Origin of the sequence: Hamadaea flava, from assembly GCF_024172085.1 — a bacterium.
In the GTDB taxonomy this organism is placed as follows: Bacteria; Actinomycetota; Actinomycetes; order Mycobacteriales; family Micromonosporaceae; genus Hamadaea; species Hamadaea flava.
Map to the genome: position 1 here is coordinate 5,093,716 of NZ_JAMZDZ010000001.1, position 20,829 is coordinate 5,114,544.

Sequence of the window (20,829 nt, forward strand, 5' to 3'; positions counted from 1 at the left end):
TGTGATGTACCTATCGATCATGACGGCGGCGCCGCTGGCCGGTGCGATCGCGGTGGCCTGCCTGCCGCGTAGTCGTGGCGCCCTGGCGAAGCTGATCGCGCTGGTCGTGTCGGTGGCCGTCCTCGTCGTCGCGGTTGTCGCCTGGTTCAAGTTCCAGCCAGGCGGCGACCGGTTGCAGCTCACCGAGAGCTACACCTGGATCCCGGCCTGGGGCGCGCGGTTCAGCTTCGGCGCGGACGGCATCGCCCTGGTGATGCTCGGCCTGATCGCTCTGCTGGTGCCACTGGTGATCATCGCCAGCTGGAACCACGCGGAGCAGGACAGCCGTCGCTCCGTACCGGCGTTCTTCGCGCTGCTGCTGTTCCTCGAGGGCTCGATGATCGGCGTCTTCGCCGCCACCGACGTCCTGCTCTTCTACGTGTTCTTCGAGATCATGCTGGTCCCGATGTACTTCCTGATCGGCTCCTACGGCGCGGACGTGCCGCAGAAGCAGCGGCAGTACGCGGCGGTGAAGTTCTTCCTGTACTCCCTGGTCGGCGGTCTGTTCATGCTGGCCGCCGTGATCGGCCTGTGGGTGCTGGGCGGGCACACCTTCGACTGGCAGACGCTCACCAGCGTCGAGTTCTCGCGCGGCGCCGGCCGCTGGATGTTCCTCGGGTTCTTCCTCGCCTTCGCGATCAAGGCCCCGTTCTTCCCGTTCCACACCTGGCTGCCGGACGCCGGTGGCGCCGCCCCGGCCGGGGTGGCCGCGCTGCTCGTCGGCGTCATGGACAAGGTCGGGACGTTCGGCATCCTGCGGTACTGCCTGACGCTGTTCCCGGAGGCGTCGAAGTACTTCGCCCCGTTGGCGATCACGCTGTCGGTCGTCGGCATCCTGTACGCCGCACTGCTGGCGGTCGGCCAGAACGACCTGAAGCGGCTGGTGGCGTACACGTCGATCGCGCACTTCGGGTTCATCGGGGTCGGCATCTTCGCCTTCACCACCCAGGCGGCCACCGGAGCGGTGCTCTACATGCTGAACCACGGGCTCGCGACCGGCCTACTCTTCCTCGTCGTCGGCATGCTGGTCTCCCGGCGCGGCAGCGCCGCGATCAGCGACTTCGGCGGCGCGGGCAAGCTGGTTCCGGCGCTCGCCGGGGTCTTCTTCTTCGCGGGGATGGCCTCGCTGGCCCTTCCCGGGCTGGCGCCCTTCGTCTCCGAGTTCCTGGTGCTGATCGGCACGTTCACGGTCAACAAGACCGCCGCCGTGATCGCCACCGTCGGGATCATCCTCGCGGCGGCGTACGTGTTGTGGATGTTCCAGCGGACGATGCAGGGCACGCTCAACCCGACGCTGAAGGAGGTCAGCGGGCTGCGCCAGGACATCTCCAAGCGGGAGATCCTGGTCGTCGCGCCGCTGATCGCGCTGCTGCTGGTCCTCGGCTTCTACCCGAAGCCGGTCCTCGACGTGATCAACCCGGCGGTGTCGGTCACGTTGCAGCAGGACCTGGGCGTGCAGGACCCCGCACCAACCCACTCCACGACTGAGGCGGGCAAGTAATGGACAACCTCACTCTGCCGCACCTGAACTACGCGGCACTGGCGCCGATGCTGATCCTGTTCGGCGCGGCGTGCGTCGGGATCCTCGTCGACGCCTTCGTGCCCCGGAAGGGCCGGTACGGCGTACAGCTGGTCGTGGCGCTGGCCGGACTGGTCGGCGCGTTCATCGCGATCATCGCCCGGATCGGCAAGGTGACCGCCGACAACGCGGTCACCGCCGGGGGCGCGGTCGCGGTGGACAAGGCGGCGCTGTTCCTCCAGGGCGCGATCGTGGTGCTGGGCGCGGTGGCGCTGCTGCTCATCGGTGAGCGCGCGCTGGAGCGGGGCGGCCCGTTCGTCGCCCAGGCGGCGATCACCGTCGGCTCCGAGGCCGACCAGCAACAGGCCAAGACGGGGAGTGGGGCGACCGAGACGTTCCCGCTGGCGCTGTTCTCGCTGTCCGGGATGATGCTCTTCGTCGCCTCGAACGACCTGCTGACGATGTTCATCGCGCTCGAGGTCTTCTCGCTGCCGCTCTACCTGCTCTGCGCGCTGGCCCGTCGCCGGCGGCTGATCTCGCAGGAAGCCGCGCTGAAGTACTTCCTGCTCGGGGCGTACGCGTCGGCGTTCTTCCTGTTCGGCCTGGCGCTCCTCTACGGGTTCTCGGGTGGGGTGGGCTTCGCCCAGATCCACGCGGCCGCCCAGGACAGCAAGAACCCCGTCGTCCTCCTGTACGCCGGCCTGGCGCTGCTCTCCATCGGTCTGCTCTTCAAGGCCGCTGCCGCGCCGTTCCACGTCTGGACGCCGGATGTCTACCAGGGCGCGCCGACGCCGATCACCGCTCTGATGGCGGCCTGCACCAAGGTGGCCGCCTTCGGTGGTCTGCTGCGGGTGCTCTACGTCGGCTTCGACCGCGTCGAGTGGCAGTACGCCCCGATCATCTCGGCGGTGGCGGCGCTCACCATGATCGTCGGCGCCATCCTGGCGGTCACCCAGACCGACATCAAGCGGCTGCTGGCATACTCGGCGATCGCCAACGCCGGATATCTGCTGGTCGGCGTCATGGGCAGCAGCAAGGACGGGCTGTCGAGCGTCATGTTCTACCTGGTCGCGTACGGGTTCACGGTGATCGCGGCGTTCGCCGTGGTGACCCTGGTCCGCGACGCCGACGGTGAGGCGACGCACCTGTCCCGGTGGGCCGGGCTCGGCCGCCGCTCGCCGTTCTACGCCACGGTGTTCACCGTGATCCTGCTGTCCTTCGCCGGTATCCCGTTGACCAGCGGTTTCACTGCGAAGTTCGCGGTCTTCTCGGCGGCCGGCGGCGGCGACTCGTCCTGGCTGATCATCGTCGGCGTGGTGAGCAGCATGATCCTGGCCTTCCCGTACCTGCGGGTGGTGGTCATGATGTGGCTCTCCGAGCCGGGTGAGTCCACTCCGTCGGTGTCGATCCCGGGCGCCCTTACCGCGGCCGCGCTTGTCATCGGCGTCGTGATCACGATCGCGGTGGGCGTGGTGCCGCAGCCGCTCATCGAACTGACGACAAATGCGGCGAGCTTCGTCCGTTGAGTGATTCAGCGGCGAGCTTCGTCCGTTGAGTGATTCAGCGGCGAGCTTCGCCGTTAAACGTCCACTGAGTTACGCCTGCGCCCCGCCCCCTGGGATGATCTGTTGATCAGCCCCGGGGGCGGACGCGTACTGGCGGGGGCATGCTGGACGGGGGACGGCGATATGACAGGGTGGGGGACGTGGTGAACACGGCTGGTGGACGAACGGGGCTCGGTCTCCCCGACTCCGAACTGGAGTCGGAGGTCACCGCCGCGCTGGTGCGGGTGGAGGATCGGATCGTCGAGTCGGTGGACAGCGCCGACCCGTTCGTGGCGGAGGCGGCGCGGCATCTGCTCGACGCCGGGGGCAAGCGGTTCCGGCCGCTGCTGGTGATCCTGACCGGATACTTCGGCAAGCCCGATCCGGATCGGATCGCCGACGCCGGGGCGGTCATGGAGCTGACGCACCTGGCGACGCTCTATCACGACGACGTGATGGACGAGGCGAAGCTGCGGCGCAGCGCGCCGAGCGCGAACGCCCGCTGGGGCAACTCGCTGGCCATCCTGGTCGGCGACTACCTTTTCGCGCAGGCCGCCGAACTCGCGGCCAATCTGGGCACCGAGGCGGTCAAGCTGCAGGCCCAGACCTTCGCCCGGCTCGTGCACGGCCAGATCGCGGAGACCATCGGCCCGCGCGACGCCGACCCGATCGGCCACCACCTGCGCGTACTGGCGGAGAAGACGGGCTCGTTGATCGCGACGTCGAGTCGGCTCGGCGCGATGGTGTCCGGGGTGGAGGAGCCGCTGCTTCGCGCGCTGAGCGAGTACGGCGAGACCATCGGGATCGCCTTCCAGCTCTCGGACGATCTGCTGGACATCGCCAGCGAGTCCACCCAGTCGGGCAAGACGCCGGGCACGGACCTCCGCGAGGGCGTGCCCACCCTGCCCGTCCTCTACGCGCTCGCAGACGATGACTCCTCGCCCGACGCTCAGCGTCTGCGCGAGATCCTCGCCCTTGGCCCGCTCACCGACGACGCGCTCCACGCGGAGGCGCTCGGCCTGCTGCGCGACTCGGCCGCACTCAAGCGCGCGCGGCAGACAGTCCACGGGTACGCCGACAGAGCGCGCGACGCCTTGACGGCGCTTCCGGATGTGCCCGCGCGAACCGCGCTGGCCGGGTTGTGCGACGTGGTGGCGGACCGCAGCAGTTGATCCGGGGTCAGAAGGTCATCGGGGCAGGCGCTTCCGTCTGGGCGAGCGCCTCCCGTAAGTGCAGCGCGGTCTGCTGCAGCCGGGTGCGTACCAGGGTGGCCTTCTTCTGGAGGTCGCCGGCCGGCGTGGCGCACGCGACCACGAATCGCTGGTTCTCGTCGCGGTGCGTCCGGATGAGGACCGAACCGCATGCCAAGTCGGGGCGGTATTGCGCGATCTCGACCTGCATGCCGAGTCGTTCGCCGCGCGCGAGGTCGGCTTCCAGCGTCTGCACCGACACCAGGGTGTTCCGGGTGAATCTGCGAAGTCCGGACAACTCCAGGTAACGGCGCCGTTGCACCGGGTTGAGCGTGTTGAGCAACGACTTGCCCAACGCGGTCGCGTGCGCCCCGTCGTCGAAGCCGGGCACCAGGTCTTCGACGTACGGCGAGCTGCGGCCTTCGGCCACCGCGGTGATGACGATGCGCTTGTCGACGAAACTGCCCAGGAAGTGGCTGTATCCCGATTCCCAGGCGGCCCGCCGGAGCACGTCGCCGACGGCGCTCGGGCCGCGGAAAGCATGCACCAGCTCGCGGAACCGGTCGGCGACCTCCAAGCCTGTCGTGTACGCCCCGTCGGCGAGCCGCGTCAGGTATCCCTCGTAGTGCAGCGTCCGGACCAGGTGGTACGCGCTGGTGGCGCTCATGTCGCAGCGGCTGGCGATCTGCTTGACCGACAGGCCGGTCGGTTCACGCCCGACTGCTTCGAGGATTCGCAGCGCCCGGGAGACGCTCTGCACGAGATTGGGTGGCTCCGCCCGGGGCTCACGCATGGCCGCTCCTCAATCACAGTGGGTGACATCGGCTTCCGGTCTTCAAGAATAGGCGGAAACACGTGTGGCAGTCGACGCCCTCGACGAGAAGAGCGCCGACTGCCACAGTGGTATGTCGGGAAAGGACGGTTAGCGGCCGATCGACCGGCCGTCCGGGTGCCACACGACCGCGATGCCGGGCTTGGCGTGGTCGCCGTCGGGCCACACCGAAGCGGGGCTGTCCCAACTCGCGCCGCTGAACTCACCCGGGTGCTGGACGGCGACGAACAGTGACTCACCGTCACCAGTCAACGCCGGACCGCATGTTTCCGCGCCCTTGGGAACGGTGAGGAACTGCTTGAGATGTCCGGCCTCCGGACCCGACAGCGGCACCGCGAAGAGACCGTCGTTGGTGCCGAAGGCGTTGCCGTCGGTGGAGATCCACAGGTTGCCCGAGCGGTCGAACATGACGTTGTCGGGGCAGGAGATCCGGGAGACCTTGGTCTTGTCGTACCCGGCGAAGTAGGTCGCCGGGTCCGCCGGGTCGCCGCAGACGATCGGGATCGACCAGGTGAAGGACGTCCCGGCGTGGTCGCCCCGATCCTCGACCAACTCCAGGATGTGCCCGTGCTTGTTGGCGTTGCGCGGATTCACCTCGTCCGCGGCCGCCTTGCCCGCGGTGCCGCGCTGGGTGTTGTTGGTCAGCGCGACGTAGATGTGGCCGGTGACCGGGTTCGCCTCGACGTCCTCCGGGCGGTCCATCTTCGTCGGGCCGATCTTGTCGGCGGCCAGGCGGGTGTGCACCAGGACCTGCTCGACGGTCATCCCCTCGACCATCGACCGGTTGTCCTTGACCAGCGGCAGCCAGACCCCCGAGCCGTCGAACGCGCCGTCGCCGGGGAGCTTGCCGGAGCCGTCGATCTCGGCCGCACTGGTGTAGGAGAACTTCGCGACGTACAGGTCGCCCGACTCCAGCAGGGTCAGGTTGTGCCGGTTGTCGCCCGGCCGGTATCGCTTGTGCGTGACGAACTTGTAGAGGTAGTCGAAGCGCTCGTCGTCACCCATGTAGACGGCCACCCGGCCGTCCGGGGCGATCACGATGTTCGCCGCCTCGTGCTTGAACCGGCCCAGCGCGGTGTGCTTGCGCGGGGTCGAGTCCGGGTCGAACGGGTCGACCTCGACGATCCAGCCGAACCGGTTGGCCTCGTTGGGGGTCGCCGTGAGGTCGAAGCGCGGGTCGGCCTTGTCCCACTGCCGGGAACCGGACGGGTAGCGGGTCGCCGTGCTGATGCCGTACCGGTCCAGGCTGGCCTTGGCCTCCTGGGGCGCGCCGTCGGCGCCGACGAAGTACTGGTTGAAGTTCTCCTCGCCGGACAGCACCGTGCCCCACGGGGTCACGCCGCCGGAGCAGTTGTTGAGCGTGCCGATGACGGTCCGGCCCGCCGGGTCCGCCGCCGTACGCACCGAAGCCGTGCCCGCGACCGGGCCGGTCAGCCGGAACTTCGTCGACAGGGCGCTGATCCGCCTGTTGTACGCGCGCCGACCGTGCGCCACAGGGCGCCACTGGCCGGTGCCGCGTACGCGCTCGATCTCCACTACGGACATGCCGTGCGCGGCGATCGCCGTCTTCTGCTGCTCGACCGTGAGATTCGCCAGCCCGGTGAACCCGGGGAACATCAGCTCCTCGTTGGTGTACTCGTGGTTGCACACGAGCAGCGCGTGGCGGTCGGAGTGGTCCAGCGGCAGGATCGCCACGAAGTCGTTGTTGTAGCCGAACTGCTTTTCCTGCGCGGCCGGCGACTGGTTGTACGCGTCGAAGGCGGGCGCGCCGGGCACGACCGCGTCGCCCCAGCGGATCACGACGCTCTGGGCGTACCCGGCGGCTACGGTCAGCGCGTCAGCCGTGTTCGGCTCGACGGCCCCGAAGGTCAGCGGCTGCGGGCCCCGGCCCGGCCGCCAGCTGTTCGCCGCGTTCTCGGCCGCACCGTGAGCCGCCTCGGCGGCCTCGGACGATCCGGCGACACCGGCGCCGGCCAGACCCAGCACGATCGCTCCGGCCCCCGCCGCCTGCAGTACGCCCCGGCGCGAGACCTCGGACCGAGCCATGTCCCCGAAGTATTCGTTGCCGGACTCGTTCGGCGCCGGATGGTCGCAGGCGTTGCCACAGCGATAGAGGCACGTCATGGCCGAGCGGCTGCCGCCACTGTGGCCGCTGCTAAGCAGTGGGAGTGGTTTCCGTGTCATGAGGCCGGACGGTAAGTGCGGCAGATGATCCACCGTCTTCCACCACGTGAACGGCGATTGAACGCTGCCTGGTCAGGTGGACGAAGCCGTCCGCGCTGAAGATGCCCAGAGCCAGCCAGACCAGTGCGAAACCGATCCACCGGGCGGTCGGCATCGGCTCGTGGAACCAGAAGACGCCGAGCCCGAATTGGATGATCGGCCCGATGTACTGGAGCATGCCGATGCCGTACAACGGGATCCGGTTGGCCGCGCCCGCGAACATCATGAGCGGTACCACGGTCGCGATCCCCGAGAAGACCAGCAGGAAGGTGTGCGTCGCCCCCGCCGACCCGAACGAGCTGTGGCGCAGCGTCATCAGGTAGATCATGGCGGGCAGCGCCAGCACCGCCGACTCCAGCAGCAGGCCGTCCGCCGGAGGCAGCCCGACCCGCTTCTTGACCAGCCCGTACAGGCCGAACGAACAGGCCAGGGTCAAGGCGATCCAGGGCAGCCGCCCGTAGTCGACGGCGAGGACGACCACGGAGACGACGCCGACCGCGACCGCGAACCACTGACCCCGGCGCAGGCGCTCATGAAGCACCACGACGCCGAGCATGATGACCACCAACGGCGTGATGAAGTACCCCAGCGCGGTCTCCACGACTCGGGAGCTGTTCACCCCGTAGATGTAGGTGCCCCAGTTGACGGCGATGAGCACGGCGGCCAGTGCCATCGCGGCCAGCCGCTTCGGTTGCCTCCGCAGCCCTGCTACCGCGCGCCAACGACGAAGCGCCGTGACGATGATCGCCACGGTCGTCAACGACCACACCACCCGGTGCGCGAGGATCTCTGCCGCCCCGGCCGCCTGTAGGTGCTTGAAATAGAGGGGGAAGAACCCCCACATCACGTACGCCCCGATGCCCAGGAGGTAGCCGCGCCGGACTTCGTTCACCGGCCAACCCTATGCCCGGCGGGGCGTACGTGATGATCACCGTGGTCTCCGTCACCGGGGACTGCGGTGGGCGTACACGTTGATTATCAGTCTTTGTCGGGGATCGCGAGGTTGATCGCCCAGCTGATGACCCCGACGATCAGGGCACCGAGAATCGCGGACAGTACGCCCTCGACCTTGAACGGCAGCCCGAGCTGGTCCGCGATCCAGCCGGTCAGCAGGAACAGCAGACCGTTGACCACGAGCGCGATCAGGCCGAGGGTGAAGACGTAGAACGCGCAGCCGACGGTCTTGATGATCGGCCGCAGGATCGCGTTGACGACGCCGAAGATCGCGGCGACCGCGACCAGCGTGCCGATCTGGCCGATCACGGAGTCGGTGTCGAGGTAGATGCCGCTGATGAGGAGCGTCGCGATCCATAACGCGACCGCGTTCACCGCCAACCGGAGGAGGATGCCCATCCGCGCATCGTGCCATAAGCCCGCACACCCGGCGATACCCCAGTTCGCCGCGAATCCCGTTACGCCAGAAGCTGTTGCTCCATGGGCGCGGTGCCGAGCGACGCCCAGCGGACCGAGCGGCGATGCACCACACCGATCAGGCCCGGCACCGGGCGGCTGAGCGCCTCCCGCTGGTTGTCGCTGAGACCGAGGACGGAGACCGCCAGCGCGGCGGCCTCAGCCGTGGTGGGCTGGAGCAACGCGATGTCGGCATGCCCGAGGGCATCGATGTCCACTGGGGACAGATCCTCGCGGACCACCAGCGTCGTCTGCCACGGGTGACCGGCGGACCGGTCCGCCCCGACCGGGCCGACGTCGACCACCATCATCAGCGGCCGCAACTGAGTCGCGGGCGGGACCGCGAGCGGCTGCCCGGGCGCCACGATGGCCAAGGAGTCGTTGGGGCCGCCCAGGTTGCGGAAGAACCGCTCCCAGGCCGGCGGACGGGCCGTCTGCACGACCACGCGGGCGCCGAGGGCCAGCGCGCGCAGCGTCAGCAGCTGAGCCGACTGGGTGCCGCCCACGAGCATCGCCCGCGTCGCCTGCGGCCGGAAGATCCGGATCGACACCGGTTCGCGACGGCGGTTCGGGCCGATCATCAGACCGGCGGAGCCGATGGGCGTACGCATCATCGTCAGGGGCGCGGCCGGCCGGGAGATGCCGTGCTCCACCTCGGTCGGCATGTCGGCCGGGGCCGAGCCGCCCAGCGGCAGCGAGTCGCAGAAGCCTTCGAGGTGCTCGCCGTCGAGGCGGTGAGCGGCGGCGCGGTCCGCGCCGAGGACGCGATGCAGCGCCGTGTCGGCCTGCGTCAGGCTCGTCTGGTCCGCGGCGGTCAGCCGGACCACCAGGTCGGTACGCATCTCGGCGGCCTCGCCGGTCGTCCACGGGCCGGCGGTGAGGCTGACCGTCACCGCTCGGGCCGGGATCGCCATCAGCCGTGTCACGAGGTCCCGAGCGGCCTCGGTCCGCAGATCGGGCCAGCGGCGTACGCGATAGGAGGCGTGCAGCAGACCGCCCGCGGTGACGCCGGACCACGCTTCGCGAACCGGGTTGGCCCCGTCGTGCGCGGCCAGTTCCAACACCGTCCGCAGCGCCGCGTCGTCGTCGAGCACCCGGCTCGGGATCGTGTCCAGCTTGCGACGGACCTTCCGGATCACGCCGCTCAGCGCGCGGCGCAGGTCGGTCTCCTCCCAGCCCTCAGCGGCCGGCACGTGCACCGCGATGAGCATGCGTTCCGAGGCGGGCAACCGTCCCTCGGTGAGCTGCCGGTACGCCTGAGCCGGGGCGCCCGGCCCGCCGACCGGGACGGAGCTGTAGACCAGCTGGACCCGGAACCGGGGCGTGTTCGGCGCGGGCGGCGGCAGGAGGCCGGCCGGCGAGGGCACCGAGAGCAGACCGCTCGGCAGCAGGCTGTCGTCGCCGATCTCCAGGACGGCGGTCAGCCCTTCCTCGTGGGCGATCACCGCTCCCGGCTCACCGTCGAGCTCCATCCTGTCGACGGAGACGCCGGGCCGGACGAACTGGAGCAGGGCGGCGCCGTCGGAGCCGGGCGCCAGGCTCCGGCGGTGCGTCCGGTAGCTCAGCCAGATCCGCATCCACTGGAACAGCCAGCGGCCCCGTAGCCGCGCCCAGGCCAGCACGATGAGGGCGGCGGCGACCACGGCCAAGCCGATGGTGGGCGCCATCCCCCAGAGCAGGCCGACGAGCAGCAGTGCCACCGCCAGCTCGGTGGCCACGATTTGGCCACTGTGGACACGGTTGGGGTTGCTGCGCCGTCGCGCGCCCCCGGTAACCGTCGGCTGAAGGGACGTTGGTGAATGCACAACGCCGACCGTCATCCGGTTCGCCTCCCCCTGGTCCGCCCGCCCCGGCACACCGGTGAGCGGGTGATCCCGCCGACGCATCGAGGTGGGTCGGCGGCACGTTCCTCCGGCCGCCTATCCTAGGCGGGTCTTGCGTCACTTGGGGAGGGACGATGCCGTCGAGGCAGGATCAGCTGCATTCCTACCAGTTCTCCGTTCAGCGCGTCGTGTCGGCGTTGGTGATGCGTGAGACCGACCCGGCCCAGTTCCCGTTCCGCCGGGTGACGGTCGCCGGATTCGCCAGCTTGATGATCGGCATCGTGCTGATCGCCGGATTCGGGGTGTACGCCCTGTTCACCGGCGGGGCGTCCGAAACGTGGAAGCAGAAGACGAACGCCGTGCTGCAGGAGAAGGGGACCGGCGCGCACTACGTCCTCAAGGACGGTGTGCTGCACCCCACCCTGAATCTCGCCTCCGCCCTCCTGTACGCGGGCGGCAACGAGCGAGCGGTCATCGAGGTGAGCGCCAAGTCGCTCGCGACGGTGCCCCGGGGTGCGATGGTCGGCATCCCGGACGCCCCCGACTCGGTGCCGACGGCGGACCGTCTCATCAACAGCACCTGGACCGTATGCACGCTGCCCGTGACGGACGGGGCGTCGGACGAGGGCGGGCAGCGGTCGCTGCTGGCCGTCGGGAACCTGCTCGGCGTGGCCGACGGCGGGACGGCGCTGACCGACGAGACCGGGATGGCGGTGAGCGTACCGGGGGACGACGGCGCCTGGCTGATCTGGCACCAGCGGCGCTATCTCATCAAGAACGTCAGCACGGAGGTCCTGGGCGCGCTCGGCATCAGCCAGGATCCGAAGCAACTGCCCGAGGTGGACCGGGCGTTCCTCAACGGATTCGCCCAGGGCGACCCGATCCAGGCGCCGTCGGTGTCTGGCACGATGGACGAGAAGTCCGGCGTACGCGACTTCAACGTCGGCGACGTCATGCGCTTCCGCGGCCCGGCCGGCGACCGGTACTTCGTGGCCGCCAAGGGCAGCCTCCAGGAGATCACGCAGGTGCAGGCGGCGCTGCTGAAGCCGCGGGTGTCGCCGCCGTCCATTCAGGAGCTTCCGGGCGACCTCGGCAAGAGCCTGATCCCGCAGGGCGACGGCGCGCCGCCGAGCACGCCCATCAAGGCCGTCGACCGGGGCGACTCCGCGGTGTGCGCTACCGCCGCCGACGACTCCGGCTTCACCTCGGTCCGGTACGGCGTCGCGGTGCCGCCGGTGGCGGCCCTGATGCGGACGGCGGGCAAGAGCGCCAAGACGGGCGCGCCGCTGGCCGATTACGTGTCGGTGCAGGGCGGCCGTGGCGTACTGGTCGAGGGCTACACCGTGGCGAAGACGTCCAGCGGCGTGGTGAGCCTGGTGACCGACGCGGGGCAGCAGTTCCCGATCGGCGACGCGGCCGCGTTGGCAGCTTTGGGATTCAGCGCCGCCAAACCGTCCAAGATGCCCGTGAACCTCGTCGCCTTGTTGCCGCAGGGCGCGGAGTTGAGTCAGACGGCCGCCGCGACGACCGTGACCCTGGGCTGACGTGCCGTTCAGCTCAGTTGATGGAGTTATCCACAGGGGGTGGCGTCGCTTGTTTTGGGCGGCTACCGTTCTGCGCAGTGCGTCGATCGGACAGAGGTCGACGGTGGGGACCCGTATTTTTAGACAGGGAGCGGGGTGACACATGTCCCAGACGGCAGCACAAACCGCGTTCATGGAGACGACTGCCAGCAAGTTCGAGTCCACCAACGGTGAACTTCAGAGCATGCTGCGGACGCTGATGGGCAACCTGGAGATTCTGCAGTCCGGTTGGAAGGGCGCCGGTGGCCGGTCTTTCCAGCAGGTCAAGGAGCAGTGGAACCAGGACCAGGCCAAGCTGCAGCAGGCGCTGCTGGAGACGGCGAGCGCGATCCGTGACTCCGGTAAGAGCTACGCCAACACCGACTCGGAGTCGTCGAGCCGGATGAACAACGTCAACCGCGGCGGCATCAACCTGTCGCTCTGACCTGGGGAGGTTCAGAAATGTCCGACGACAGCCTTGTCGTAAATTTCGCCTCGATGCAGCAGGCAGCCGGCGACATCCAGTCGGCGCTGACCAAGCTCAACGGCTCGCTCGACACGCTCGAGTCCGACGCCTCCAAGCTGGTCGCTACCTGGGAAGGTGACGCGCAGGAGGCGTACTCGCGCCGTCAGGCGCAGTGGCGTGCGGCTTCGCGCGACCTCTCGCAGATGCTCCAGGACATCAAGGGAGCGCTCGAGGAGTCGGCTTCGCACTACCACTCGACTGAGAAGAAGAACACCGGCCTGTTCGCCGGCTGATCTTCCAGCGAAGGCGGCGGCAAGGACCACGACGGTCCTTGCCGCCGTTGCTTTTTGTCCTCATTGTATGTCCCACTTGGACAGTCGGCATGAAGTGTGCCGAGTTCCCGAAGTGTGCCGAGTTCCCCTGGCGACTCGATCGCCGAATCCACGGTGAACGTATCCGGTGAACGAAACGGCCGCGCTGCCTGGCAGCGCGGCCGTTCGGGTCGTCCGGGACTGTCTCGCAGAAGCCGAGCTCACTCGGCCGGACGCCACCGCCGCCGAGCGCCGTTGAAAAGAATCGACGAGCTGAGTAGCACGATGACGGTGAGGGCCACGCCACCGAGGGCCAGCCACAGGGCCATCGCCTTGCGATCGGCGGCCCGCTGCTTCGCCGCCACGATCTGCGGGTCCTCTTCCGGCATCGCCGCGGGAGGATTCTTGAACGCGGCCCCGAAGGCCGGCACCTCGTTGACCGCGCGGACCGGGTCGACCACTCCGGCGCCGTAGGTCTTCGAGTTCTTACCACCCGGTGACGGATCGGCGGTCGCCATGATCTGGCTGACGTACTGCGCGGCGGTCCAGTTCCGGTGGGCCTGCTTGAGCAGGGCCACCGTGCCGGCCACCACCGGAGCGGCGAAGCTGGTTCCCTGCGCCTCGGTGTAGATGCCCGGCGTCCAGCCGGTCAGGATGCCGCCACCCGGGGCCGTCACATCGACGTAGGTCCCCGTCGTGGAATTGCCCCAGAGTGATCCGTTGCTGGTGATCGCGCCGACCCCGAGGACACCCGGCACGTTGGCCGGGAAGCTGTTCTTCGCCTTCGGGTCGTTGCCGACCGCCGCTACGACGACCACGTTCTTGTCGAGCGCCCGCTGCACGGCGTCGGCGAAGACCTTGTGCTTGTCCGGGTCCGCTTCGCCGTCCAGGTACGCGAACGAGATGTTGATGACGTCGGCGCCCTGGGCGACCGCGTAGTCGATGGCGGCCGCGATCTTGCCGTCGTCGGTCTTGCGGCCGTCGTCGTCGCTGCCGCCGACGGTCTCGTTGACCCGAATGGGCAGGATGGACGCGCCCGGGGCGATCCCACGGAAGCCCGACCGGACGTTGCCGGCGATCAGCGAGGACACCGCCGTGCCGTGGCCGCGGCAGTCTTCCCGACCCTTGGTGGTGTTGCCTGCCTCCAGGAAGTCCTTCCCGGTGGCGAGCACCCGGCCCTTGAGCGCCGGATGGGTCGCCTGCACACCGGAGTCCAGCACCGCCACGGTGACGCCCCGGCCGTCCAGGGTGGCCGGCAGCCGCCCCAGGGCGAACCGCGCGAGCATCCAGTTGCCGCTGTCATCCTTTGGCGGATCTGTGACAGGTGCCTGGCTCGAGTTCACGCCCTCGCAGTTGGCCAGGGCGGGCGCCGCCGGTACCACGACCAAGGCGGCACCCAGCAGGGACACCGTCGCGAAAGCGCGCAGCCTCATAGATCGCCTCCCCCAAATCCGGGGCCGATGCTATCGCAAGCCGGGCATCCGCCGCGGCTCGGCAGAAGGATGCCGTTGAAGAGCACCGGTGGATATCCCGCAGCGAGGTCGCCTCTTGTTAGGTTGTATAGGCGCGGGGTAGCTACGTGATAGCGCACCGGAACCATGGGAGGACACCTTGGCCGAGTGGCAGCCAAGCACGCAGGCGGAAGCCGCCTTGCGTGACGCGCTGCGTGCCGGGGATCAGGATCGGTATTTTCACATCCTCTCCCAGCTGGAACTGCTCCTGCCGGTGCCGCCGGAGGGCACCGCTCAGGGCACCGGCGGCTGGGGCACCTGGACCGCCGACCGGCGTACGCACGTGCTCGCGTTCACCTCCTACGAGGCGATGTACGCCTGCCTGGCGCAGAACGCCGGCTCAGCGCGTACGGTGCCCTATCTGCGGCTGGCCGAGCAGTGGCCGAACCACGAGTGGTGGCTGGCGGTGAACCCGGGGCTCCCGATCGAGGGGTATCTCCCGGCGTGGTTCATCGCTCAGCTCGCCCAGCAGATCCGGGCCGAACTCAGCCGTCCCGAGCCGCCTCGGCTGCAACCACCTGGCCCGATGCGGGAGGCTCGGCCGGATGCTCGGCCCACGCCCCCCGGGACGGACCGGGGTGGGCGGAACGGCTCGCCACCACGGTCGCGAGCGGAACGCCTGGAGGCGCTCACCCGCGCGCAGGCCGGAGCGACCGGGTACGCCCCGACGACGCCGCCCGCGGTGAACGCGCCGCCCCCGGTGAACCCGGCGATGAACCCGCCCGTGAACCCTGCCTCGACGAATCCGGCCCCGATGAACCCGTCGCCGACGGAACCGCCGGCTCCAGCGGCCCCGCCGATGAGCCCGCCGCCCACGTCGCCGCCGCCCAAGCCGGAGCAACGGCAGTCCAACGGAACGCCGCTGCTGGAACTGGAGTCGGCCGGCCGCCCGGCCGGAGGCCGCCACGCTGACGCCTTCGTCCCGGCGAACGAGGTCGAACGGCAGCTCTTCGACGCCGCCGAGGTGGACAACACCGACCTCTTCCTCTCCACGCTGCTGCTGGCTCAGGTGCTCGTCCCGGTCGCGGCGAGCGCGCGTGGGGTGCTCCGGCCGGGCGATCCAGGCTTCGGCTGGCAGACCCAGCAGATCGACGGGCAGCCCTACGTCGTGGTGTTCACCTCGACGGAGCGCGCCGGCGCCCAGGCTGGGCAGTGCGTACGGGTGCGGTTCATCCAGCTCATCAGTGCCTGGCCGGACGAGACGTGGTCGTTCGCCGTCAACCCCGGTACGCCCGTCGGCGCCACGCTGCCCGGCGATCAGGTGGTGACCCTGGCGAGCTGGGCCGGCCGGATGGGATTGTCGAGCGAGGAGACCTCCGAGATCCGCTCGTCGGTCCCGGCGGTGTCGCCGAAGGCCGCTCCGCCGACGGTGATGCAGAAACCCATCTCGCCCAGCCAGATCGGTTTCTACCTCGAACGCGGTTACGACCGGGTGTCCGGCTTCGTCCATCGGGCTCACGAGGTCGGCCAGCTCAAGACGCCGGACCAGATGCGGCAGGCGCTCGGGCTGACCTGGCAAGGGTCGCCGTTCGAGGAGGAGGCCGACGAGATCTTCATCCTGCGGTGGTCGGCGTACCGGCCGAGCCTCTATCGGATCCCGTACGGCGGACAGACCGAGGCCGCGATGAAGGCGATGGAAGGCTGGGTCATCGAGCGGTCGCCGTTCCGCGGCAACGGGTTCGCCCCGGGCGAGTCCAGTACGGTCATCGCCGAGTTCAAGGTGGACAGCGCGCGGCTGCCGCACGGCGCCCGGTTGCTGCGCCTAGGCGCGGACGGCGTCGAGGAGATCATCGCGGTGCTCGACGCCGACGGGCCTCGTTGGCTGCGGGTCGGGGAGTACCCCCGCAAGCCCGCACCAGCGCCCGACCATGGTGGCGGCGAGGGCCGACCGGCCGTGGAGGGCACCATCGAGGGCGAACTCGTCGGCGAGGAGGAATGACCGTGCGCGACGGCTACATCGCCCGGTGGCGGGGCCTGGAATATGAGGCCAGCCCGGACGGCGACGACGTGCGGATCTACCTGCCCGAGCCGGCCGACGGCTTCGAGGAGGTACGCCCCGGGCGCTACGTCCGGGTGCTTCCGATCGCCCAGGTCGACGACTTCTGCTACGTACGCACGGCGTGCACCTGGCGGGGCGAGCCGTTCATCGTGCTCGGCCGCCACGAGAAGTGGTTCCGGGTCGAGTACACGGGCGGGAAGGCTCCGGTGGCCCGCGACCTCGGCCTCGAGGAGTTCGACTACGGCGTCTACCAGGGCTGGGCCCCGGTCGCGGACGTCAACGACCTCCGCGAAGTACGCGTCTGACCGGTCAGGCCTTGATCCAGCGGAGGATCTCGCCGGTCACCGTCTCGGCCGCCTCCAGGTGCGGGAAGTGGCCGATGCCGTCCAGTAGCCGCCACTCGTACTCGGCCAGCACGTAGCGTCCGGAGCCCTGGGCGGTCGACGGAAGGGCCGCCGTGTCCAACGCGCCATGCAGTTGGAGGGTCGGTGTGACGATCGGTTCCCGGAGCTGCCGGGTGAACCGGTAGCCGTGCCAGCGCAGGACGGAGCGGAACGCCCACCGGTACGCCTCCAGCGCGCAGAACATCGCCTGCGGGATGCGCATCGCTTGGCAATACCGGTCGCGGACTTCGGCGTACGAGCTGGTGGAGCGGAACGACGGGCCGGTCCAGGCGTCGAGGAGTGCGCCGATCGCGGCGGCGTCGTCCCGGGTGAGCTGGTGCTCGTAGCGGGGCAGCTGGAAGCGCAGCAGCTGCGCGGAAGCGGCGGTCTGCCCGCGCAGGTCGGTGAGGATGGCCGAGCGTAGCCGCAGCGGGTGCGCGGCCCCGAGCACGACGAGCCGCCGCACCATGCGGGGGTGGAACGCGGCGGTGGTCCACGCGATCATGCCGCCGGCGCCCGCGCCGACCAGGGCGGCGTCGCGTTCGCCGAGCGCGCGGATCAGGCCCATCACGTCGGCGGCGAGGGTGAACCCGTCGTAGCCGCGCGGCGGTTTGTCGGTCGCGCCGTAGCCGCGTAGGTCGACCGCGACCGCCCGGTAGCCCGCGTCGGCGAGCGCGACCATCTGCGCGTGCCAGCCCCACCAGAACTCCGGGAAGCCGTGCAGCAGCAGGACGAGCGGGCCGGTGCCGGCCTCGACGACGTGGAAGCGCGAGCCGTTGGCGTGGACGAAGCGATGCGTCCAGGGGCCTTCGACGAGTACGCAGGCCTCGTCGATGATGTGCCGCCGCTCGCTGTCCACGGCGGCAAGCTTAACCTTCGGCTTGGGACCGTATGCGTCTGCGCAGGCCGGCCGCGCCGAGCAGAGCCGCCACCAGCGACCCGGCCAGGACCGCCATCTTGATCCGGTTCTGCTGGTCGCCGGCGGGGAAGGCCAGTTCGGCGATCAGGAGGCTGACCGTGAAGCCGCAGCCGGTCAGGGCGGCCACCGCGGCGAGGTCGCGCCAGCGCAGCCCGGTCGGCAGTTCGGCCAGCCGCAGCCGGGTGGACAGCGCCGCGCCGCTCAGTACGCCGACGAGCTTGCCGACCAGCAGCCCGAGGAAGACGCCGAGCGCGACCCGGTCGCTGAAGATCCCGCTCAGCGTTCCACCCTTGATCGGGATGCCGGCCGCGAAGAAGGCGAACACCGGTACGCAGATCCCGGCCGAGATGGGCTGCAGCGTGTGTTCGAGCCAGGTCGCCGGAGCCTCTCGTTCGCCGGGATCGCCTTTGACCCGGGTGGCGAGCCCGAGGGCGACCCCGGCCAGGGTCGCGTGGACGCCGGACGCGTGCAGCAACACCCACGCAGTGACGCCCAACGGGAGGTAGAGCCACCAACCCCGGAAGCGCATCTGCTGCAGGGCCGCGTACGCCGCGATCGCGCCGACCGCGCCGATCAGGGCCAGCACGTTGAGCGTCGCGGTGAAGATGGCCGCGATGAGCAGGATCGCGCCCAGGTCGTCCACGATGGCCAGCGACAGCAGGAAGACGCGCAGCGACGACGGCAGTCCCGATCCGGCGATCGCGAGGACGGCGAGCGCGAACGCGATGTCGGTCGCGGTCGGCACGGCCCACCCGTCGGTCCCGCCCGGCGCGCCGATCGCGACCAGCAGCGCGACCCCGGCCGGCACGATCATGCCGCCGAGCGCCGCGAAGATCGGCAACATCGCCCGGCGTACGTCGCGCAGCTCGCCGACGACCAACTCCCGTTTCAACTCCAGCCCGGCGACCACGAAGAAGATCGTCAGCAGCCCGTCCTTGGCCCACGTCGCCAGGCTGAGGTTCAAATGGAGGCTCGCCGGCCCGACCACGGTCTCCGACAGTTGCTCGTACGCGTCGGCGGCCGGGGAGTTGGCGACGATCAAGGCGATCGTGGCGGCGCCGAGCAGGATGAGCCCGCCGATCTGCTCGGTCCGCAGGAACCGGGCGACCTCGGCGAACGCGGCCTGACCACGCCGGGCGGTACGCCGTCGCAGTCGCCGCTGACTCGTCACGATCATGAGCTTATCCGCCCCGATGCGCGCTTCCAGCCCTTCCCACCAGGAACGGCCGCCCTTCCCGGCAGGACCGACCCAAGTGGCCGCACGGGAAGCGGCGAGAATCCGGTCGGACATCAGGTAAGGCGCGGGATAGGGTCAGGCCATGACACCCCCGTTCGTCGTGGACGTCAGCGGCACCCCCGCCGACATGGGCCGGGCGTACGGCGCCCAGGCCGCCGACCTCATCCGAGCCAACGTCGACGAGTACCTGATCCGCTTCGAGGCGTCCGTCCGGCTCGACCGGGCCGCCGTCGTCGCCGAAGGCCGCAAGTACATCGCCCCCACCGAGCAGCATTTCCCGCGGCTCGCCCAACTTCTGGAGGGCGTCGCGGTCGGGGCCGGCGTCGAACCGGCCCTCATCTACGCCATCAACGCCCGATCTGAACTCCTCTACGGCACCCCCTCCTGCGGCTCGCCCGGCGGGGCCGGGGCTTCCGGCGGAGCCGACATGGGCGAGTGCACGGTGGTCGGCGTACTGGGTGAGCGCAGCGACGACGGGCACACCCGCATCGCCCAGAACTGGGACTGGCACCCCGAGCAGCGTCCCTACACGCTGCTGCTGATCACCCGCGACGAACTCGGCCACGAGGTCGCCACCCTGACCGAAGCGGGCATGCTCGCGAAGTCCGGCCTGAACAACAAGGGCCTCGGGGTCTGCGTCAACCTCATCGGCTCCGACCGCGACGGCCGGCCCGGCGGCGTCCCGTACCACGTGCTGCTCCGCTCGGTCCTGGAAGCCGACTCGCTCTCGTGGGCGCTGCGCAACGCCGTCCGCGCGCCCCGGAGCGCCTCGATCAACCTCCTCATCGGCCAGGCCCACCCGGACGGCGGCGAGATCATCGATCTCGAACTCGTCCCGGGCGATTCGGGCTGGCTCCACCCGCAGGACGGCCTGCTCGTCCACGCCAACCACTTCGAGACGACGCTGCCGGTCTACGACACCATCAAGGACTGGGGCGGCTCGTCGCTCTTCCGGTCCGCGCGGGTCCGGCGCCTGCTCCAGGCCCACCCTCAGGTCGGCGAGAAGGAGCTGCTCTCCGCGCTGACCGACCACCACAGCTTCCCGGTCTCGGTCTGCCGCCACCTCGACGACCGCGACGCGCCGCTCGATCGCTCGGAGACCATCTGGACCACGATGATGGACCTCGACGCCAAGACCCTCCGGCTGATCGCGGGTCCGCCCTGCGAGGGCGGCGCCGGTTCGCTGTTCTCACCCTTCTCCTGACTTGTACGCACAACGCAGCAGCCGAGGCCGGTTCGAGAGAACCGGCCTCGACTGTTTTCTCACCTATTCCTGTCCGCCGGATAGTATCCAATCGGATACATTTGGAGGCGAGGATATGTCAAACGACCTGGTTCAGCGTGCGAGATCGGCTGCCGGGCTGACGCAGGCCGATTTGGCCTCCCTGTCCGGCACTTCGCGACCCACCCTCTCCGCCTACGAACGGGGCCAGAAGTCGCCGACGCTGGCCACCGCGGAGCGGATCATCGAGGCGGCCGGTTTCGAGCTGACGATCCAGCCGCGCCTCGACTTCACGGTCGAGGAGACCACCCGGGGGCATGTCATCCACGTGCCGAGTCATCTTCCACGGCAGGAAGTCCAGCACGCCTTCGCCAGCGTGATCCTCCCGCTGCACCTGAACTGGTCAGGCCCGGCCCGGGTCTTCGACCTGGCCGATCGACGCCAGCGGGCACGGGTTTACGAGATCGTCCTTCGGGAGGGAACTCCGGCGGACATCGCGCGCTACATCGACGGGGCTTTGCTGGTCGACCTGTGGCACGACCTGGTACTGCCCAGAGCTGTCCGAGCGGCTTGGGCGCCGCTCGTCGGCGTGGCTGGGCAGTAGCGGAGCAGCGACCGGCCTGGGCTGGCAGGTCGATC

The 20,829-nt window shown here is 69.6% G+C and carries 18 protein-coding genes; 10 read left to right on the plus strand and 8 right to left on the minus strand.

Translation table 11 applies throughout. The annotated features are described in order from the left end of the window. The first annotated feature begins 4 nt into the window (after positions 1 to 4). The 3 genes from HDA40_RS24060 to HDA40_RS24070 all read left to right on the plus strand — a co-directional run bounded on the left by HDA40_RS24060 (position 5) and on the right by HDA40_RS24070 (position 4,274). On the plus strand, positions 5 to 1,540 hold the full coding sequence (locus HDA40_RS24060; RefSeq protein WP_253759615.1) for an NADH-quinone oxidoreductase subunit M: 1,536 nt from the start codon (positions 5 to 7) through the stop codon (positions 1,538 to 1,540). Beyond that, positions 1,540 to 3,084, plus strand: coding sequence for an NADH-quinone oxidoreductase subunit NuoN (nuoN, locus tag HDA40_RS24065; RefSeq protein ID WP_253759617.1), 1,545 nt, complete (start codon positions 1,540 to 1,542; stop codon positions 3,082 to 3,084). The genes HDA40_RS24060 and nuoN overlap by 1 nt, the downstream gene beginning before the upstream one ends. A gap of 140 nt (positions 3,085 to 3,224) precedes the next feature. Next, complete coding sequence (locus HDA40_RS24070) at positions 3,225 to 4,274, plus strand: polyprenyl synthetase family protein (RefSeq protein WP_372502928.1); 1,050 nt, start codon at positions 3,225 to 3,227, stop codon at positions 4,272 to 4,274. Between the two features lie 7 nt (positions 4,275 to 4,281). On the opposite strand, the gene HDA40_RS24075 is transcribed toward HDA40_RS24070, so the two are convergent. From HDA40_RS24075 to eccE, 5 genes are all read right to left on the minus strand, one after another. After that, complete coding sequence (locus HDA40_RS24075; protein WP_253759619.1) at positions 4,282 to 5,085, minus strand: IclR family transcriptional regulator; 804 nt, start codon at positions 5,083 to 5,085, stop codon at positions 4,282 to 4,284. A gap of 129 nt (positions 5,086 to 5,214) precedes the next feature. Then, positions 5,215 to 7,308, minus strand: a complete 2,094-nt coding sequence (locus HDA40_RS24080; protein WP_253759621.1) for a PhoX family protein — start codon at positions 7,306 to 7,308, stop codon at positions 5,215 to 5,217. Beyond that, positions 7,280 to 8,239 (minus strand): EamA family transporter RarD, encoded by a 960-nt coding sequence (rarD, locus tag HDA40_RS24085; RefSeq protein WP_253759624.1) that lies wholly within the window; start codon positions 8,237 to 8,239, stop codon positions 7,280 to 7,282. Before rarD ends, HDA40_RS24080 begins: the two co-directional genes overlap by 29 nt. Before the next feature lie 86 nt (positions 8,240 to 8,325). Continuing rightward, a complete protein-coding gene (locus HDA40_RS24090; protein ID WP_253759627.1) occupies positions 8,326 to 8,700 on the minus strand; it encodes a phage holin family protein in 375 nt (124 codons plus the stop codon). A gap of 59 nt (positions 8,701 to 8,759) precedes the next feature. Beyond that, positions 8,760 to 10,643 (minus strand): type VII secretion protein EccE, encoded by a 1,884-nt coding sequence (gene eccE, locus HDA40_RS24095; protein WP_308197754.1) that lies wholly within the window; start codon positions 10,641 to 10,643, stop codon positions 8,760 to 8,762. A gap of 71 nt (positions 10,644 to 10,714) precedes the next feature. On the opposite strand from eccE, the gene eccB reads away from it, so the two are divergent. The 3 genes from eccB (at position 10,715) to HDA40_RS24110 (ending at position 12,901) form a co-directional block, all read left to right on the plus strand. After that, a complete protein-coding gene (eccB, locus tag HDA40_RS24100) occupies positions 10,715 to 12,124 on the plus strand; it encodes a type VII secretion protein EccB (RefSeq protein WP_253759632.1) in 1,410 nt (469 codons plus the stop codon). Between the two features lie 142 nt (positions 12,125 to 12,266). Next, positions 12,267 to 12,587: a WXG100 family type VII secretion target gene (locus tag HDA40_RS24105; RefSeq protein ID WP_253759635.1), complete on the plus strand. Its 321-nt coding sequence runs from the start codon at positions 12,267 to 12,269 to the stop codon at positions 12,585 to 12,587. 17 nt (positions 12,588 to 12,604) lie between these two features. Continuing rightward, a complete protein-coding gene (locus HDA40_RS24110; RefSeq protein WP_253759638.1) occupies positions 12,605 to 12,901 on the plus strand; it encodes a WXG100 family type VII secretion target in 297 nt (98 codons plus the stop codon). A 239-nt stretch (positions 12,902 to 13,140) separates the two neighbouring features. Here the strand turns inward: HDA40_RS24110 and mycP are convergent, their stop codons facing one another. Beyond that, positions 13,141 to 14,352 carry a type VII secretion-associated serine protease mycosin gene (mycP, locus tag HDA40_RS24115; protein WP_253759640.1) on the minus strand — a complete coding sequence of 404 codons (1,212 nt, stop codon included), beginning with the start codon at positions 14,350 to 14,352 and terminating at the stop codon, positions 13,141 to 13,143. Between the two features lie 178 nt (positions 14,353 to 14,530). Here mycP and HDA40_RS24120 point away from each other — a divergent pair, with 178 nt between their 5' ends. Both HDA40_RS24120 and HDA40_RS24125 read left to right on the plus strand, forming a co-directional pair. Then, positions 14,531 to 16,369, plus strand: a complete 1,839-nt coding sequence (locus HDA40_RS24120; RefSeq protein WP_253759642.1) for an SseB family protein — start codon at positions 14,531 to 14,533, stop codon at positions 16,367 to 16,369. Further along, entirely contained in the window at positions 16,366 to 16,734 is a 369-nt protein-coding gene (locus HDA40_RS24125; RefSeq protein ID WP_253759644.1) for a UCP033725 family protein, read from the plus strand. Before HDA40_RS24120 ends, HDA40_RS24125 begins: the two co-directional genes overlap by 4 nt. Before the next feature lie 4 nt (positions 16,735 to 16,738). On the opposite strand, the gene HDA40_RS24130 is transcribed toward HDA40_RS24125, so the two are convergent. After that, complete coding sequence (locus tag HDA40_RS24130) at positions 16,739 to 17,671, minus strand: alpha/beta fold hydrolase (protein WP_253759645.1); 933 nt, start codon at positions 17,669 to 17,671, stop codon at positions 16,739 to 16,741. Between the two features lie 10 nt (positions 17,672 to 17,681). Beyond that, positions 17,682 to 18,908 carry a Na+/H+ antiporter NhaA gene (nhaA, locus tag HDA40_RS24135; RefSeq protein ID WP_253759647.1) on the minus strand — a complete coding sequence of 409 codons (1,227 nt, stop codon included), beginning with the start codon at positions 18,906 to 18,908 and terminating at the stop codon, positions 17,682 to 17,684. A gap of 142 nt (positions 18,909 to 19,050) precedes the next feature. Between nhaA and HDA40_RS24140 the strand changes: the two genes are divergently transcribed. Both HDA40_RS24140 and HDA40_RS24145 read left to right on the plus strand, forming a co-directional pair. Next, positions 19,051 to 20,172 (plus strand): C45 family autoproteolytic acyltransferase/hydrolase, encoded by a 1,122-nt coding sequence (locus HDA40_RS24140; RefSeq protein WP_253759649.1) that lies wholly within the window; start codon positions 19,051 to 19,053, stop codon positions 20,170 to 20,172. A 115-nt stretch (positions 20,173 to 20,287) separates the two neighbouring features. Beyond that, positions 20,288 to 20,794, plus strand: coding sequence for a helix-turn-helix transcriptional regulator (locus HDA40_RS24145; RefSeq protein ID WP_253759651.1), 507 nt, complete (start codon positions 20,288 to 20,290; stop codon positions 20,792 to 20,794). The last annotated feature ends 35 nt before the right edge of the window (positions 20,795 to 20,829 follow it).

Excerpts from the sequence above, each read along its gene's own strand:
- HDA40_RS24060 (WP_253759615.1), top strand. The coding sequence starts at position 5 with ATGTACCTATCGATCATGACGGCGGCGCCGCTGGCCGGTGCGATCGCG.
- nuoN (WP_253759617.1), top strand. The coding sequence starts at position 1,540 with ATGGACAACCTCACTCTGCCGCACCTGAACTACGCGGCACTGGCGCCG.
- HDA40_RS24070 (WP_372502928.1), top strand. The coding sequence starts at position 3,225 with ATGCTGGACGGGGGACGGCGATATGACAGGGTGGGGGACGTGGTGAAC.
- HDA40_RS24075 (WP_253759619.1), bottom strand. The coding sequence starts at position 5,085 with ATGCGTGAGCCCCGGGCGGAGCCACCCAATCTCGTGCAGAGCGTCTCC.
- HDA40_RS24080 (WP_253759621.1), bottom strand. The coding sequence starts at position 7,308 with ATGACACGGAAACCACTCCCACTGCTTAGCAGCGGCCACAGTGGCGGC.
- HDA40_RS24090 (WP_253759627.1), bottom strand. The coding sequence starts at position 8,700 with ATGGGCATCCTCCTCCGGTTGGCGGTGAACGCGGTCGCGTTATGGATC.
- eccE (WP_308197754.1), bottom strand. The coding sequence starts at position 10,643 with ATGCGTCGGCGGGATCACCCGCTCACCGGTGTGCCGGGGCGGGCGGAC.
- eccB (WP_253759632.1), top strand. The coding sequence starts at position 10,715 with ATGCCGTCGAGGCAGGATCAGCTGCATTCCTACCAGTTCTCCGTTCAG.
- HDA40_RS24105 (WP_253759635.1), top strand. The coding sequence starts at position 12,267 with ATGTCCCAGACGGCAGCACAAACCGCGTTCATGGAGACGACTGCCAGC.
- HDA40_RS24110 (WP_253759638.1), top strand. The coding sequence starts at position 12,605 with ATGTCCGACGACAGCCTTGTCGTAAATTTCGCCTCGATGCAGCAGGCA.
- mycP (WP_253759640.1), bottom strand. The coding sequence starts at position 14,352 with ATGAGGCTGCGCGCTTTCGCGACGGTGTCCCTGCTGGGTGCCGCCTTG.
- HDA40_RS24125 (WP_253759644.1), top strand. The coding sequence starts at position 16,366 with ATGACCGTGCGCGACGGCTACATCGCCCGGTGGCGGGGCCTGGAATAT.
- nhaA (WP_253759647.1), bottom strand. The coding sequence starts at position 18,908 with ATGATCGTGACGAGTCAGCGGCGACTGCGACGGCGTACCGCCCGGCGT.
- HDA40_RS24140 (WP_253759649.1), top strand. The coding sequence starts at position 19,051 with ATGACACCCCCGTTCGTCGTGGACGTCAGCGGCACCCCCGCCGACATG.
- HDA40_RS24145 (WP_253759651.1), top strand. The coding sequence starts at position 20,288 with ATGTCAAACGACCTGGTTCAGCGTGCGAGATCGGCTGCCGGGCTGACG.